The sequence below is a fragment of the Roseivivax sediminis genome (genome assembly GCF_900112685.1).
Taxonomy (GTDB): domain Bacteria; phylum Pseudomonadota; class Alphaproteobacteria; order Rhodobacterales; family Rhodobacteraceae; genus Roseivivax; species Roseivivax sediminis.
Genome location: NZ_FOMS01000001.1, coordinates 590,141 through 604,794 on the forward strand (window position 1 = coordinate 590,141; position 14,654 = coordinate 604,794).

Genomic DNA, 14,654 nt, shown 5'->3' on the forward strand with positions numbered 1-14,654 from the left:
CTATTTGAAACGAGAAGAAGATGCGGGCGGTCACCCGGTTTCGGCGTCCTTGTCGTAGGCGTCGATGATCTTGGCCACGAGCGGGTGGCGGACGACGTCGCGGGCGGTGAAGTAGTTGAACGAGATCTTGTCGATATCCTTGAGCAGACGCTCGGCGTCGCGCAGGCCCGACTGCACGCCGCGGGGGAGGTCCACCTGGGAGCGGTCGCCGGTGATGACCATGCGCGAGCCTTCCCCGAGGCGGGTGAGGAACATCTTCATCTGCATCGAGGTGGCGTTCTGCGCCTCGTCCAGCACCACGAAGGCGTGGGCGAGCGTGCGGCCGCGCATGAAGGCGAGCGGCGCGATCTCCACCGTTTTCTCCTCCATCATCCGGGCAAGCTGCTTGCCCGGCAGGAAGTCGTTCAGCGCGTCGTAGAGCGGCTGCATGTAGGGATCGACCTTGTCCTTCATGTCGCCGGGCAGGAAGCCGAGGCGTTCGCCCGCCTCCACCGCGGGGCGCGACAGGATGATCTTGTCGACATGGCCCTGGATGAACATGTTCACGCCGACCGCGACGGCGAGGTAGGTCTTGCCGGTGCCCGCCGGGCCGATGCCGAAGGCCAGTTCGTTCTCGTAGAGCGACCGGACATAGGCCTTCTGCGCCTCGGTCCTGGGCTCGATCAGCTTCTTGCGGGTCTTTATCTCGATCCGGTCGCCCGATCCGAACATGTCGAGCTGGTCGTCCGGCGTCTCGGCCGGATCGGCCATGCGGAATTCGCGGTCGATGTCGCCGCGCCCCACGCTCTTGCCCTGTTCGAGCCGCTGGTAGAGCGCGTGCAGCACCTCGGAGGCCTCGGTCTGCGCCTCGGGCGGGCCGTGGATGGCCAGAAGGTTGCCGCGGCGCAGGATCTGCACGCCGAGGCGGGCCTCGATGTCAGTGAGGTTGCGGTCGAATTCGCCGCAAAGCTCGATCAGAAGACGGTTGTCGGGGAATTCCAGGACGGCTTCGCTCAGGGTGCCTGTGCTCACGCAGCTCTCCGGGTTGGCGTTACGCCCGTATCGTCACAAGCCCGGGCGCCGGTGGCAAGGGCCTAGGAGATCAAAGTGCCGCGCGGAGACCTTTCCGCGGTGGCGCGCACCGGGGCAAGCCCCGCGACCGGCCCGCGGGGCACCGCTGTTCCGGCGAGCGCTGGTCCTGTCGGACTCCCGAAGGAGAGGCAGGCGGCCAGCGCGGCCACCAGATGGCGAATCTCAAATGTGCCGATCGGTGCAGATTCGGCAGGGGTTGGGCGATCCGGGCGCCGCGGCCTGCGGAAGGACGGATCACGCTTGGCAACTGTCCGCATCACGGCGACAATGAGGCGCACAGCAACACATTCGACACCATGCCCCTGCAATCGCGGAAATATTTTGGGCCGGACCACAAATTCAGGCTAGATTGTGGCGTGCGCTCGGGGGGCGCATGGGGGCTGTCGCAATCCGTGCGGCGGCGGCCTCGATGACGCGCGCGTCGCAACCCAAGCACGGACGGGATCGAATACATGAAGACCATCATCGCGCTCGCGGTCGCTGCCTTCGCCGCCGCACCGGCCGTTGCCGGCGACTATCACCGTGACACCGGTCACTCGGACATCAAGCGCTTCCAGGGCGGCACGATCGTCGTGAGCTGCTTCCGCGGCCCCTGGAAAGACGTGATCTGGGACCGCCCGAATTCCAACTTCGTCGACAGCCTCGTGGCCATCGGCTACGATTTCCCGACCGCGCACGCGGTCGCGGAGCGGGTCTGCCGCGACGACGAGCTTGTCGGCAACCCCGAGGGCATGAAGCAGCGGATGCGCCAGATCTACCACGACGCGCGTTCGCGCAAGACGCTCGGGCATTGACGGCCGGCCTGTGCCGCGATCTCGGGTGGGGACGCGGCACGGCCAGCGCACCGCGCGCGGTGCGCCCGATCAGACCAGCGTGCCGGCCAGGGAGTTCGGCGCGCTGTCTGTCACAAGCACGCGGCGCAGATCGCCCGGAGCGATGTCGTCGGCGGTGACGTGGACGGCGTGGAGGTATTCCGACTTGCCGACCATCTGCCCCGCCATCCGGCCGGGTTTCTCGAACAGCACATCGACCTCGCGGCCGACCATGGCATCCTGGAGCGCCCGCTGCTGGCGCGTCAGAAGCGCCTGAAGCCGCTGGAGCCGGTCTGACTTCACGTCCTCGGGCACCTGATCGCGCGTTTCTGCCGGGGTGCCGGGACGGGTCGAATACTTGAACGAGAAGGCGGAACCGTAGCGGACCTCCTCGATCAGGTCGAGCGTGGCCTGGAAATCTTCCTCGGTCTCTTCGGGGAAACCGACGATAAAATCGCCCGACAGGTGCAGGTCGGGCCGCGCGTCGCGTAGCCGCTCGATCAGGCGAATGTAGCTCTCGGCGGTGTGCTTGCGGTTCATCCGTTTCAGGATGCGATCCGATCCCGCCTGCACCGGCAGATGCAGGTACGGCATCAGCTTGTCGCAATCGCCATGCGCCGCGATCAGGTCGTCGTCCATGTCGTTCGGATGCGAGGTGGTAAAGCGGATGCGGGCAAGCCCGTCGATCTTCGACAGCTCGCGGATCAACCGGGCGAGCGACCAGTCGCCGCCCTCCCCCGCGCCGTGATAGGCGTTGACGTTCTGGCCGAGCAAAGTGATCTCGCGCACCCCGCGCTCCACGAGATCCTGCGCCTCCGCGATCACCTGCGCTGCGGGGCGCGAGACCTCGGCGCCGCGGGTATAGGGCACGACGCAGAAGGCGCAGAACTTGTCGCAGCCTTCCTGCACCGTCAGGAACGCCGCCGGGCCGCGTTTCGCCTTGGGCCCCCGGCCCTTCAGCGCGGCGAACTTGTCGTCCTCGGGGAAATCGGTGTCGAGCGCCTTCTGCCCCGAGCGCGCCCGCGCCTCGAGGTCCGGCAGGCGGTGATAGCTCTGCGGGCCGACGACGAGGTCGACCATCGGCTGTCGGCGCATGATCTCTTCGCCCTCGGCCTGGGCGACGCAGCCCGCGACGCCGATCTTGAGGTCTGGCTTCGCGGCACGCAGATCCTTGTAGCGGCCAAGCTCGGAATAGACCTTCTCGGCCGCCTTTTCGCGGATGTGGCAGGTGTTCAGCAGGATCAGGTCGGCGTCCTCGGCCGAGTCCGTCGACTCGTAGCCCTGCCCGGCCAGCGCCTCCAACATGCGTTCGCTGTCGTAGACGTTCATCTGGCAGCCGTAGGTCTTGATGAAAAGCTTCTTGGGCGCGGTCATGGGGCCTCCGCCATCGGGGCATGCAGGATCAAGGCGCGGCTATAGCGCGACTCCGCCGCCCCTTGCAATGCACGGACCCTTAACCGAGTCTGCGCTACGAAGGCAGGGCAGAGGGGCGGTATGCGGCATTCGGGGCTCGATGCGTTTCTGAGGAACGGCAAGGCCGCGCTGACGAAGGGGCCGGTGGCGCTGATCTTCGCCGAAGACGACGTGGAGGTCGACACCACGATCCGCCATCACCTGCAAAGCGGCTTCGCCAGCGTCGTGGTCTTCATCGCCCCGGTCTTCGACCTCGCCCCCGACGTTGCGCAGCTCGTGCATCGGGTCGACTACGATCCGGTGGCCGAGGGCGCAGTGCCGGCGGCGGTCAACCGGGTCATCGCTGCGGCCCCGGGCATCTGGCTGTTCTACTGCTACAACGCCGAATTCCTGTTCTACCCGTTCTGCGAGACGCGCACGGTGACGGAGATGCTCGCCTTTCACAGCGAAGAACGGCGCGATGCGATGCTGACCTATGTCATCGACCTTTATGCAGACGATCTGGAGCACCATCCGGACGCCGTATCGCTCGATTCAGCGCATCTCGACCGGTCGGGCTATTACGCGCAGGCGCGCGTCGATCCGGCGAACCATAACCATCCCAGGGAACGGCAACTCGATTTCTTCGGGGGGCTGCGCTGGCGATTCGAGGAGCACGTGCCTGCCGACCGGCGCAAGATCGACCGCATCGCACTGTTCCGCGCGAAGCCGGGACTGAGGCTCCGCGAGGATCACACCTTCTCGGACGAGGAATACAACACCTATGCCTGCCCGTGGCACAACAACCTGACGGCGGCGCTGGTGTCATTCCGCACCGCCAAGGCGCTGAAGCGCAATCCCGGCTCGACCTTCGATATCGAGGCGTTCACCTGGCACAATTCCACGCCGTTCGAATGGCACTCGCGGCAGCTTCTGGACCTTGGCCTGATGGAACCGGGGCAGTGGTTCTGACCCGTCCGCCCCGGCCGCCGCGTCAGTCGAATTCCTCCATGACGATATCGTCCTCGGAAACGCCGATCTCCTTCAGCGCCTTCTCGATATCGTCCAGCATCGGGTCCGGGCCGCAGACATAGACCTTGCCCTGCCCCGGCATCACGTGTTCGGACAGCATCTCCTGCCCGATCTCGCTACCGCACAGCGGGCTGTCGGGCTGATCGGTCACAACGAAAATGCAGGTGAGGCCGGTCATCCCCTCGAACGTGTCGCGCAGGATGATGTCGCGCTCGGTCTTGTTGGAGAAGATGAGAGTGGAGCCATCGAGCGTGCCGTGCTGGTGCAGCCGCTGACGCAGCACGGCGATGAAGGGCGTGACGCCCGCGCCGCCGGCGATGAACCAGCCCGGCCCCTTGTCGGCGATGGCGCCCCACGGCTCGTCGATCAGCACTGTCTCGCCCGGCTTGAGATTCGCCAGCTGCTCGGTCACGCCGTCATGGTCCGGATAGGACTTGATGACGAATTCGAGAGTCTCCTCGTGCGGCAGGCTGGTGAAGGTGAAGGGCCGCTTTTCCTCGCGCCAATCGTCGCGGTCGAGCGCGAGGTCCACCGCCTGGCCGGGCGTGTAGGAAAAGCCGTCCGGCTTGTCGAACACGTAATGATTGGTGTCGTGCGTCACCGGTTCGATCGACCGGAGCGTCAGCGTATGCGGCATGGGGAACCTCCTGTGGTGCTCGCGGCAAAACCGCCGGGCAGCGCGGGGGGTTCCGTAGGGGGCGCAACGGCCGCGAAGCGCACACCCGCCCGAACGGCACCGAAGGTGCCGGGCACGCTCGGCGGCGTTCCCTACTCCCGGACCACCAGGACCGAGACCGGGGATCTGCGGACAACCTTGCCGGCATGCCCGCCGATCAGGAAATTCTGGGCAAGGTCCGGATCGTGGCTCGCCATCACGATGAGGTCGGCTCCGGTCGCCGCGGCGGTTTCGAGGATCCGGGCGGTGATCTGGCCCAGCGCGACGTGCTGTTCGTGCGGCGTGTCGGCGGGCAGCGCCTCACGCGCCAGCTCGTCGAGCTTGGCCTTGGCCATCGTCAGCGCGTGTTCCTCGTAATGGGCGGGAAAGAACCCCTCGACCAGCGGCATGCCCATGTCGGGGACCACGGCCAGAAGGTGCAGCCCTCCGCCCGAGGCCTTGGCCAGTTCCGCCGCCTGGGGCAGCGCCTTTTCCCACGACACCGGGTCGTTGAGGTCGATCGTCACGAGGATGTTGCGGAACATCGGTGGCCCTCACGCGGTTGCGCCGGACGCGCGCCGTGCGCTCGCGGCCTTCTCGGCCCGGCCGCGCTGCATCCAGACGATCAGCGCCAGAAGCAGAAAGGCCGGAATGAACATCAGGTACTTGGACGGCTGCCATTGCGGCTGCAACACGCGGAGCACCTCCTGATCCCAGTCGAGGCCGGCGTCCTGCGCCGCGCTATCGAACATCACGTCGTCGATGATGAGCGCGTCGCCCTCCTCGCGGAAGAGCAGCCCCGCGTTCTCCAGCCGCTCGGCACCGGTCTCGCCCTCGGGCATCTCCAGCAGCGCGGTGAACTCCAGCGGAGCGCCGATCTCGTCGACGCCCGACACGCGCAAACGCAGCGGCTCGCCCACGGGGATGCCCTCGGCCGCCGCCTCGATGTTCGTGGGCGGCACGGGCTCGAACGGGGGATAGACCATATCCATCCAGAACCCCGGCCGGAACAGTGTGAAGGCGATGAGCAGGAGAGCGATGGTCTCGTAGATCCGGTTCTTGGTCAGAAACCAGCCCTGAGTCGCCGCCGCGAAGAGCAGCATGGCGATCGTCGCCACGACGAAAACAAGTATCCCCTGTATCCACGTCACGTCGATCAGGAGAAGCTGCGTGTTGAAGATGAACAGGAACGGCAGCGCCGCGGTGCGCAGACTGTAGAAGAACGCCACCGCCCCGGTCTTGATCGGATCGCCCCCCGACACCGCCGCGGCTGCGAACGAGGCCAGGCCCACGGGCGGTGTCACGTCGGCCATGATGCCGAAGTAGAACACGAAGAGGTGCACCGCGATCAGCGGCACGATCAGCCCGTTCTGCTGGCCAAGCGTCACGATCACCGGCGCGAGCAGCGCCGAGACGACGATGTAGTTGGCCGTGGTCGGCAGCCCCATACCGAGGATCAGCGACAGGATCGCGGTCAGGAACAGGATGGCCAGGATGTTGCCGCCCGACAGCACCTCCACCACGTCGGCAAGCGCCGAGCCCACGCCGGTCTGGCTGACCGAGCCGACGATGATGCCCGCGGTCGCCGTGGCGATACCGATGCCGATCATGTTGCGCGCGCCGGTCACCAGCCCGTCGACCAGGTCGACGCAACCGTTGCGGAAGGAGGTGACGAACTGCCCCTGCCCGCGAAACAGCGCCATCAGCGGACGCTGGGTGAGCAGGATGAAGATCATGTAGGCGGCGGCGTAGAAGGCGGAGAGGCCGGGCGACAGACGGTCGACCATCAGCGCCCAGACCAGCACCACAACCGGCAGGATGAAGTGCAGGCCCGACCGCACCGTCGGCCCCGGCAGCGGCAGCGTCTCGTTGGCGCCCTCGTTCTTCAGCTCGGGAATCTCCTCTTTCGAGGCAACGTAGACGAGGCCGACATAAACCGCCGTCAGCAGCACGAAGAGGATCCAACCCGCGGTCTCGGGAAACACGGTGCGAATCCAGCCCATGCCGTAATAGACGATGAAGCTCAACGCGCAGATCGCGGCGATGATGAACGCCATTCCGATCAGGCGCTGCACGATGGGCTTGGGGGTATAGGCGCGCGGCAGCCCCTCCATGCCCTGTTTCAACGCCTCGAGATGCACGATGTAGACCAGCGCGATGTAGGAGATCACCGCCGGCAGGAAGGCGTGCTTGACAACGTCGAAGTACGGAATGCCCACGTATTCGACCATGAGGAATGCCGCGGCGCCCATCACAGGGGGCATGATCTGCCCGTTGACGGAGGACGCGACCTCGACCGCGCCGGCCTTTTCGGAGTTGAAGCCGACCTTCTTCATCAGCGGGATGGTGAAAGTGCCCGTGGTCACCACGTTGGCGATCGAGGAGCCCGAGATCAGGCCGGTCATCGCCGAGGACACCACGGCCGCCTTCGCCGGCCCGCCCTTCATGTGGCCCATCAGCGAAAAGGCGACCTGGATGAAGTAATTGCCCGCCCCCGCCTTATCGAGGAGTGAGCCGAACAGCACGAAGAGGAACACGAAGGACGTCGACACGCCGAGCGCGATGCCGAATACGCCCTCGGTCGTGATCCACTGGTGGTTCGCGACGACGCCCAGCGACTTGTAGCTGTGGGCGATCATCTGCGGCATGTAGGGTCCGAGGAAGGTGTAGCTGAGAAACACCGTCGCCACGATCATCAGCGCCGGGCCGAGCGACCGGCGCGTCGCTTCGAGCAGCAGCATCAGGCCGATGACGCTGACCACGAGGTCCTGCGTGATCGGTGCGCCGACCCGGTTCGCGATGCCGTCATAGGCGATGTAGATGTAAAGTGCAGATGCCGCGCCCGCGAGCGCCATGGCCCATTCCCAGACTGGCACCCGGTCCTTCGGAGAGCCGAGCAGGATGCCGGCGATAACCGCCGCGCCGACGATCGGCACCCACCAGGCTGTCCAGCCGGAGCCGAGCCAGAACAGGAAGGTCAGCAGCAGCGGCACCGCCACGCCGAGGCCGAGCTGGAAGGGCGTGCGCGCCGCCGGATACGCCATGAAGCCGAGGAACAGCGCGAAGGCAAGGTGGAAAGCCCGCGCTTCGGTGTCGTTGAAGACGCCGAAGCCGACCATGAACGGAAGCGGCGAGGCGATCCACAGCTGGTAGAGCGACCAGGCCAGCGCAACCAGCATGATGATGAGACCGACGGCGCCTTTCGGCGACCGGCCCCCGGCATCGGTGGAGGCGACAAGCTCGTCCAGTTCCTCCTGGCTGAGGCCGGCCTTGCCAGCGGCCTCATTTTCCACGCGCGCAGCCTGGAACTGGTCCTTGTCGTCGCTCATCGTCATGTTCCCTGTCGAAGGCCCGGCGGTTGTTCTGTTCCGGGATGTCCCGAAATGCCGGTACCGAAAAGCGGAGAGTGCGAAAGTCCGCGAAAGACGGCCCCGCGTATTGCGGGACCGCCTGAAAGGTCAGCGGATCAGGAGCCGCCGTCCATCCAGCCCTGCTCCTGGTAGTACTTCTCGGCGCCGGCATGCAGCGGCGCCGACAGGCCGGCCGAGATCATCTCCTCCTGGCTGAGATTGCCGAAGGCCGGGTGCAGGCGCTTGAAGCGGTCGAAGTTCTCGAACACCGCCGAGACGACCTCGTAGACGGTATCCTCGGCCACATCCTCGGAGGTCACGAAGGTCGCGCGCACACCGAAGGTGGTGGTGTCGTCCTCAACGCCCTCGTAGAGCGAAGCGGGGATGGTGGCTTCGGCGTAGAAGTCGTTCTCCTCGATCAGCCCGTCGATATAGTCCCCGTCGACATCGACGAAGGCCGCATCGCAGCTCGAGAACGCCTCCTGGATGGAGCCGTTCGGATGGCCGACCTGGTAGACGAAGGCGTCGATCTTGTTGTCGCAGAGCGCCTGCGCCTGCTCCGTCGCCTTCAGCTCGGAGGCGAGCGAGAACTCGTCGGTCGTCCAGCCGGCGGCCTCCATCACCACGTCCATCGTCGCGCGCTGGCCCGAACCGGGGTTGCCGATGTTCACGCGCTTGCCGGCGAGGTCGTCGAAGGTCTCGATCCCCGCATCGGCGCGGGCGACCACGGTAAAGGGCTCGGGATGGACCGAGAACACCGCGCGCAGCTTCTCGTACGGTTCGTCGAACGACCCTTCTCCGTTGTAGCCGTAGAACTGCTGGTCGGACTGGGCAACACCCATGGTCTGGTCGCCCGACTTGATGGCGTTGATGTTCGCCACCGACCCGCCGGTGGACGGCGCGGTGCATTGCAGGCCGTGCTCGGACGTGCCGCGGTTGACGAGACGGCAGATCGACTGGCCGACGACGTAGTAGACGCCAGTCTGGCCGCCGGTGCCGATGGTGATGAATTCTTCCTGCGCAACGGCCCCTGTCGTGCCGGCCATCAGCGCGGCGACGGCCAAGTATGTCTTGGTATGCTTCATCTCGATCTCCCTAATGTGAAGCCGGTATCGGCTCGCACGGGCGCGTGAGCAGATACGCGCCCGACTTCTTCTTCGGAGCGGCGTTCCATCCATGAACGCTCCGGCGTCGTCCGGGGCCAGAGATCCCGTTTCGCCGGGCGTACCTTTCCGGGGCGAGCCGCTGCCTTGCGGAAGGGTAACAGCGTGCGGGCTTCGATCAAGGATTGAAATCAGGGGGTTAGGCGCATGATCCGGGATCTGCCGGGCACCTGCGAGGGCTCCGCCGGTCTGTATCAAGCCTTTGGGAACAAGGTAAAAAGCCGCTCCGCGAGGGGGGAAGACCCGACCCTACGGAGCGCTGCTTGCAATTTTGCAACTACACCCTTGCGGCCTATCCCAGGCGCTCGAGCGCCCAGCTCGCGAACTCCGCGAAAAGCGCATCGGACGCCGCGTCGAAGGCGGATACCAGTGTCGCAGTCTCGGTGTCCACGGCCGACGCTGTCGCCTCGAAGGTCCGGCTCGCCAGGATCGACACGCCTTCCTCCCGCACAAGCTGCACCCGAAGGCGCAGCACGACCTCCGCGCCGTCTCCCGCCTCATCCGCCACCGCCTGAAAGTCGACGATGTCGGTCACGATGGCGACGTCGCCGGCCAGACCCAGCGGCTCGCGCCCGGTATAGCGGAACGCCTCCGTCCGCTGCAGCGTGCGCAGCATCAGCGTCTGCACCATCACCGGCACCTCTTCGCCCCAGCGTGCGTCCGGCAGGTACTGCGCCTGAAGGTCCGAGGGCTTGACCATGATCCGGTCGGTGTCGAGCGCGCCGGTGGTCACCGGCTCCTCCACGATCACGTCGAGGGGGCGCGGCGCGCCTTGCGGCACCGTGTCTGGCGCGCGCAATTCGTAGACGTCGAGCACTGCCGTCGCCTCCCCGATGGCGGAGATCGCCGAACAGCCGGAGAGCAGCGCAAAGGTCACGAGAAAAGCGAAACGGCGCATGGGCATCACCTGCGGAATGTCGGCGTGTCGCGGTCGAGCAGGAAGCGCGCGGGGTCGCGGGCGATCTGCTCGGTCAGCCGGTCGAGGTTGCGGATGAGCTGGCGGGTCTCGCTCGCCAGCCGCGTGTATTGCGGCAGCCCCTCGCCGGCGAAGGCCGACAGCGGCTGGCCGGTCTCGTCTACCAGGGTGCGGATCTCCCGGAACAACGCCTGCGCCTGCGCGGCGGCGTCGCGCACGTCTCCGGAGACCTCGGGGATGTCCTCGGAAACCTGCGCGACGGCAGCATTGAGCGTGCCGATCGCCTCGCGCAGGTCTGCCGTGATGGTGGAGATATCCTCGTTGATGACCCGGTTCGCGCCGTCGAGCACCGGACCGGCCTTGGCAAAGGTCTCCTCCACCACCGCGAGCGTCTGTTCGCCCGACGCAAGGGCCGAGTTGACCGCCCCGAACGTGGTGTTGGCATTGGCGAAGGTAGCGGTGGCGACCTCGAGCGCGGTCTGCGCCTCCTCCGACAGCCCGTCGATGCGGCCGGTGGCGTCCTGCAGATCGGCGCCGACGGTCTCGATCACCTCCGTCGCGCGGGCGGTGGCGGTGCGGATGTCGGAGACGATGGTCGGCAGGTCCTCCTCGGCCACGCGCGACACAGTGCGCACCGCACCCGCGGCGTCGGTCACCAGCGCCCGCGCCTCGGAGACCAGCGCCGCGCCCTCGCCGCTCACCAGCCCGTCGACGGAGGCGACCGCACGGTCGACGCCCTCGGCCGTGCTGCGCAGTTGCGCGACCAGTGCCTCTGTCTCGGCGATCACCGGTTCGGCCTGGTCGAGCCGGGCAGTCGCCGAGGTGCCGGCGCCCTCGAGCGCCGCGAGGGCGCTCTCGGCCCGCGCTGTCAGCCGATCTAGCCTGTCTCCGAGATCCGCGATGGACCCCCGCAGATCATCGGTCAGCGCCGGAAGATCCTGCATCAGCAGCGTCTCCGCACCTTGCAGCGTCCCGGTCGCCGCCGCGACGGTGCCTTCGGTCGCCTCGAGGAATCCGCGTCCCTGCCGCGCCAGCGCCGAGACCTCGTCGACCGCCGCCACCACGTCCTGCAGCGCCGCGCGGCTTTCGACGATCACGGCGGTGAAGTCGCCCTCCATCAGGTCGTCGAAATAGGTCGCAGCCTCGTCGATATGCGTCGTGGCGATATCGAGGTTCGCGACCAGCTCGAGCGTGTCGTCGATCAGGGGCTCGGCCTCGGCGAACCGGTCGAGCGCACTGCGCGCCGCTGCGTCGAAATTCGCCAGAGTGGCGTCGGCGCGGTCGGTCAGGTCCAGCGTCTCGCGGCGCAGATCCGCCACCGCGCCCTGCAGCTCGATGGTCAGCGCCGGCAGGTCGTTCGACAGGTAGCCGTTGGCGCTCTCGATCGTGCGGATCGTGCTGTTGAGCGTGACCTCGCCCCGTTCCAGCAGCGATTGGCCGTCGAGTGCAAGATCGCCGATATTCACCAACGTCTCGTCCGCGGTGCGCAGCACCACCGAGACGTCGTCCGACAGGTTCTCCAGCGTGGTGTTGAAGCGATCCACCTCGCGCGCGAAGTTGGAAATCTGCTCGGTCACGTCGGAAAAGCCGCTGAGCACGTCCGAGAAATCGTCTGACGCCGCCTCCACGTTGATCAGGATATTGTCGACGCGCGCGCGGTTGTCCGGCGACAGCACGTCGTTGATGTTGCGCACCGTGTCGAGCGTCTCTTGCAGCAGTTCCGGCGCATCCTGCGTGAGCGACTGGAACACCGACGTGCCCGCGGGAATGGTCGGTACGTCGCTGTCCGCCGCCTCGTCCAGAAGCGGTGTATCTGGGTCGCCGGCACTGATGCCCACATAGCTGACCCCGGTGACCCCCTGGCTTTCCACCGTCGCCTCCGAGGTCGTGCGCACCGGCGTCGCGGCGTCCACTTCCAGCCGCACGACCACGGTGCCGTCGCGCTCCGGCGCCAGTCTTATGTCGGCCACCTGCCCCACCGGCAGGCCGGCAAAGCGCACGTCGGCGGCCTCGCTCAGCCCCGCGACGCTCTCGAAGCGCACGTCGTAATAGCCGAACTGGCGGTCGAGCTCGATCCGCGCGAACCACAGAAAGCCCAGCACGATGGCGGCAAGCCCGAAAAGCGTGAACGCCCCGATCAGCACGTAATTGGCGCGCGTCTCCATGGCTCAGCCCCGATCCGGCCGCGCGGCCCGCGCCCGGGGGCCATGGAAATAATCGCGCACCCAGGGGTGATCGACGTCCAGCATCTCTTCCATCGTTCCGGTCACGAGAACCCGCTTCTCTGCCAGGACAGCCACCCGGTCGCAGACCGCGTGGAGCGTGTCGAGGTCGTGCGTCACGAGAAAGACGGTTAGCCCGAGCGATTGCGTAAGTCCATGGATCAGCCGGTCGAACGCCGCCGCCCCGATCGGGTCGAGCCCCGCCGTCGGCTCGTCGAGGAACAGCACCTCGGGGTCGAGCGCCAGCGCCCGCGCAAGGCCTGCCCGCTTGCGCATGCCGCCCGAGAGCTCCGAGGGATAGTTGTCACCGGCCGCGTAGGGCAGCCCGGCCATGGAGATCTTCAGATCGGCCAGCTCCGCCCGTGTCCGCGCGCTCAGCCCCGCGACCCGGCGCAGCGGCACCTCAACGTTCTCGCGCACGGTGAGCGAGGAAAACAGCGCGCCGTCCTGGAACATCACGCCGATATTGCCCTCGAGCCGGGCGCGTTCCGCCGCGGTCCGGGCCGGCACCGGCGTACCCAGCACCTCGATCTCGCCCACCCGCGCGGGGTTGAGCCCGACGATGGTGCGCAAGAGCACCGACTTGCCGGTGCCCGATCCGCCGACGACGCCCAGGATCTCCCCCCGCGCCACGTCGAGATCGAGCCTGTCATGCACGACGTGGCTGCCAAAGCGCGTGACCAGCCCGCGCACGCGGATGATCGCCTCGGACATCGTCAGATCCCGATCTCGGCGAAAAGGACGGAGAACACCGCATCGGCCACGATCACCGCGAAGATCGCCGTGACCACCGCGGCCGAGGTCTGCCGCCCCAGCGATTCGGCGTTGCCGCCGACGCGCATGCCGGCATGGCAGCCCACGACCCCGATGATCAGCGCGAAGAACGGCGCCTTCACGAGGCCGATCACGTAATTGGCGACGCCCGTGCCCTCGACCAGCCGCGTTGCGAACATCGGCGGCGAGATGTCGAGCACGACCCACGCCATGACCCCGCCGCCCACCAGCCCGGCGGCGTTCGCCACCACCGCGAGGATCGGCAGCATCAACAGAAGCGCCAGCACCCGCGGCACGAACAGCATCACCGCCGGATCGAGCCCGAGCGTGCGCATCGCGTCGATCTCCTCGCGCATCTTCATCGACCCGATGGCGGCGGTGAAGGCCGAGGCCGTCCGCCCCGCCACGATGATCGAGGTCAGCAGCACGCCGAGCTCGCGCAGGATCGAGATCGCGATCAGGTCGACCACGAAGACCTCCGCGCCGAACTGGCGCAGCTGCGTGGCCCCCTGGAAGGCCAGCACGACGCCGATCAGGAAGGCCATCAGCGCCACGATCGGCACCGCCTGCCAGCCCACCGCCTCGCAATGATGCACCAGCGCCGTCATCCGGAAATCCCGCGGCCGCCAGATCGTCCGCACGAGCCGCGCCAGGATCAGCCCGAACATCGCCAGGAGCTCCGCCCCGAAGCGCCCGGCGCCGGTCATGCGTGCGCCGACATCGGCAACCCGGTCGACCAGCCCGCGCCGCGCCGGCGCCGCGCGCTCCGGCGCCGGCTCCGCCGCCGCGACGGTCGCGATCACGCTCTCCACCGCCGCGGGCGCCCCCCGGATCTCCAGCGCCTGGCCCTCTGCCTCGAGACGCGCGCGCAACCGCACGAGCACGTGGGCCCCGGCGGTGTCCATCCGCTCCACGCCCGCCAGGTCCACCGCGACCGGCCCGCCGAGCCGCGCGAAGGCGCGCTCGATTTCCGGCAGATCGGCGACGGTCACGCGTCCGGCCAGCCGCACCAGGGTGCGGCCGGCCTCGTGCAACGTCTCGATCCTGGGGGCCGCCTCGCTCATCGCCCGGAGCTAAGGCGCGCGGCCCCCGAATCGCAAGCACCCCGCGGCCGCACCGGCCCGACTGCACCGGCGAAGACACAGCTCGCGCGCGCCCTGCCCTTCATCTGCCCGGAAAAATCCCGAAGGACGCGCCGCAGGCTACGGCGGCAGCGCCCCCCTCGACCTCTCCGCGCGCGCCCCGCCCGGCCCGGCGCGCCGGTCGG

General features: G+C 67.4%; 12 protein-coding genes. 2 read left to right on the top strand and 10 right to left on the bottom strand.

Features of this window, described 5'->3' with window-relative positions:
- Positions 1-30: 30 nt before the first annotated feature.
- Entirely contained in the window at positions 31-1,011 is a 981-nt protein-coding gene (locus F3H57_RS02930) for a PhoH family protein (RefSeq protein ID WP_149754355.1), read from the bottom strand.
- Positions 1,012-1,523: 512 nt separating this feature from the next.
- Between F3H57_RS02930 and F3H57_RS02935 the strand changes: the two genes are divergently transcribed.
- Positions 1,524-1,865: a hypothetical protein gene (locus F3H57_RS02935; protein WP_149754356.1), complete on the top strand. Its 342-nt coding sequence runs from the start codon at positions 1,524-1,526 to the stop codon at positions 1,863-1,865.
- A 69-nt stretch (positions 1,866-1,934) separates the two neighbouring features.
- Here the strand turns inward: F3H57_RS02935 and miaB are convergent, their stop codons facing one another.
- Positions 1,935-3,257, bottom strand: coding sequence for a tRNA (N6-isopentenyl adenosine(37)-C2)-methylthiotransferase MiaB (gene miaB, locus F3H57_RS02940; RefSeq protein ID WP_149754357.1), 1,323 nt, complete (start codon positions 3,255-3,257; stop codon positions 1,935-1,937).
- Positions 3,258-3,377: 120 nt separating this feature from the next.
- Between miaB and F3H57_RS02945 the strand changes: the two genes are divergently transcribed.
- A complete protein-coding gene (locus F3H57_RS02945) occupies positions 3,378-4,247 on the top strand; it encodes a hypothetical protein (RefSeq protein WP_149754358.1) in 870 nt (289 codons plus the stop codon).
- 22 nt (positions 4,248-4,269) lie between these two features.
- Here F3H57_RS02945 and F3H57_RS02950 read toward each other — a convergent pair whose 3' ends face one another.
- The 8 genes from F3H57_RS02950 to F3H57_RS02985 form a co-directional block, all read right to left on the bottom strand.
- Positions 4,270-4,944: an FAD-binding oxidoreductase gene (locus tag F3H57_RS02950; RefSeq protein ID WP_149754359.1), complete on the bottom strand. Its 675-nt coding sequence runs from the start codon at positions 4,942-4,944 to the stop codon at positions 4,270-4,272.
- Between the two features lie 131 nt (positions 4,945-5,075).
- Positions 5,076-5,507, bottom strand: a complete 432-nt coding sequence (locus F3H57_RS02955; protein ID WP_149754360.1) for a universal stress protein — start codon at positions 5,505-5,507, stop codon at positions 5,076-5,078.
- Positions 5,508-5,516: 9 nt separating this feature from the next.
- Positions 5,517-8,291: a TRAP transporter permease gene (locus tag F3H57_RS02960; RefSeq protein WP_149754361.1), complete on the bottom strand. Its 2,775-nt coding sequence runs from the start codon at positions 8,289-8,291 to the stop codon at positions 5,517-5,519.
- A gap of 137 nt (positions 8,292-8,428) precedes the next feature.
- Positions 8,429-9,397 (bottom strand): TAXI family TRAP transporter solute-binding subunit, encoded by a 969-nt coding sequence (locus F3H57_RS02965; RefSeq protein WP_149754362.1) that lies wholly within the window; start codon positions 9,395-9,397, stop codon positions 8,429-8,431.
- 370 nt (positions 9,398-9,767) lie between these two features.
- Positions 9,768-10,373, bottom strand: coding sequence for an ABC-type transport auxiliary lipoprotein family protein (locus F3H57_RS02970; RefSeq protein ID WP_223162924.1), 606 nt, complete (start codon positions 10,371-10,373; stop codon positions 9,768-9,770).
- 5 nt (positions 10,374-10,378) lie between these two features.
- Positions 10,379-12,556, bottom strand: a complete 2,178-nt coding sequence (locus F3H57_RS02975; RefSeq protein WP_149754364.1) for an MCE family protein — start codon at positions 12,554-12,556, stop codon at positions 10,379-10,381.
- Positions 12,557-12,559: 3 nt separating this feature from the next.
- Positions 12,560-13,327, bottom strand: coding sequence for an ABC transporter ATP-binding protein (locus F3H57_RS02980; RefSeq protein ID WP_149754365.1), 768 nt, complete (start codon positions 13,325-13,327; stop codon positions 12,560-12,562).
- Between the two features lie 2 nt (positions 13,328-13,329).
- The gene (locus F3H57_RS02985) at positions 13,330-14,451 is read right to left on the bottom strand and encodes an ABC transporter permease (protein ID WP_149754366.1); all 1,122 of its coding nucleotides are present in this window, start codon (positions 14,449-14,451) and stop codon (positions 13,330-13,332) included.
- Between the last annotated feature and the right edge of the window lie 203 nt (positions 14,452-14,654).

What these genes read in the sequence shown, in the direction of transcription:
- F3H57_RS02945 (WP_149754358.1), top strand. Translation starts at nt 3,378, where the DNA reads ATGCGGCATTCGGGGCTCGATGCGTTTCTGAGGAACGGCAAGGCCGCG.
- F3H57_RS02965 (WP_149754362.1), bottom strand. Translation starts at nt 9,397, where the DNA reads ATGAAGCATACCAAGACATACTTGGCCGTCGCCGCGCTGATGGCCGGC.
- F3H57_RS02975 (WP_149754364.1), bottom strand. Translation starts at nt 12,556, where the DNA reads ATGGAGACGCGCGCCAATTACGTGCTGATCGGGGCGTTCACGCTTTTC.
- F3H57_RS02985 (WP_149754366.1), bottom strand. Translation starts at nt 14,451, where the DNA reads ATGAGCGAGGCGGCCCCCAGGATCGAGACGTTGCACGAGGCCGGCCGC.
- F3H57_RS02980 (WP_149754365.1), bottom strand. Translation starts at nt 13,327, where the DNA reads ATGTCCGAGGCGATCATCCGCGTGCGCGGGCTGGTCACGCGCTTTGGC.
- miaB (WP_149754357.1), bottom strand. Translation starts at nt 3,257, where the DNA reads ATGACCGCGCCCAAGAAGCTTTTCATCAAGACCTACGGCTGCCAGATG.
- F3H57_RS02955 (WP_149754360.1), bottom strand. Translation starts at nt 5,507, where the DNA reads ATGTTCCGCAACATCCTCGTGACGATCGACCTCAACGACCCGGTGTCG.
- F3H57_RS02960 (WP_149754361.1), bottom strand. Translation starts at nt 8,291, where the DNA reads ATGAGCGACGACAAGGACCAGTTCCAGGCTGCGCGCGTGGAAAATGAG.
- F3H57_RS02970 (WP_223162924.1), bottom strand. Translation starts at nt 10,373, where the DNA reads ATGCGCCGTTTCGCTTTTCTCGTGACCTTTGCGCTGCTCTCCGGCTGT.
- F3H57_RS02935 (WP_149754356.1), top strand. Translation starts at nt 1,524, where the DNA reads ATGAAGACCATCATCGCGCTCGCGGTCGCTGCCTTCGCCGCCGCACCG.
- F3H57_RS02950 (WP_149754359.1), bottom strand. Translation starts at nt 4,944, where the DNA reads ATGCCGCATACGCTGACGCTCCGGTCGATCGAACCGGTGACGCACGAC.